Consider the following 608-nt stretch of genomic DNA (forward strand, 5'->3'; position numbering starts at 1 on the left):
TATTTTCTCATATTTAAATATTGGCCGATGTGGGGCGTATTAATCGCCTTCAAGGATTATTCGCCTTATCTCGGATTTTGGCAGAGCGAATGGGTCGGATTCGAGTATTTTAAAGATTTCTTTATGAATCCTGACTTCTTCCGTCTGCTCCGAAACACGCTTATGCTGGCCGCTCTCGATTTGATCTTTGCATTTCCGGCCCCGCTCATTGTCGCTCTTTTACTGAATGAACTGCGGCACGCCATCTATAAACGGTGCATTCAGACGTTTATATATGTTCCGCATTTCGTCTCATGGACGATCGTCGTCAGCATAACGTTTGTCTTTTTCACGGTTGATACGGGCGTGATGAATAAAGTGCTGCAAAGCATAACGGGCCGAGAGATTGCGTTTCTCTCAGATCCCGAATGGTTCAGGCCGATGATTGTGCTGCAAAGCATATGGAAGGAGACGGGCTGGGGAACGATCCTGTTTCTGGCGGCGCTCGCTTCGGTTGACCAAGAGCAGTATGAAGCGGCAGTGATGGACGGTGCAGGAAGGTTGAGGAGAATGTGCCACATTACCCTTCCGGCCATCAGAAGCACGATCGTCGTGCTTCTCATCTTAAG

General features: G+C 48.4%; 1 protein-coding gene. It reads left to right on the top strand.

All coding sequences use genetic code 11. The features are described 5' to 3' along the window. Nucleotides 1-608 (top strand): ABC transporter permease subunit (locus ACWHAR_RS29255; protein ID WP_452088718.1); only part of this gene is annotated, 608 nt, incomplete at both ends.

It is taken from the genome of Bacillus sp. LR--39, from assembly GCF_053613335.1.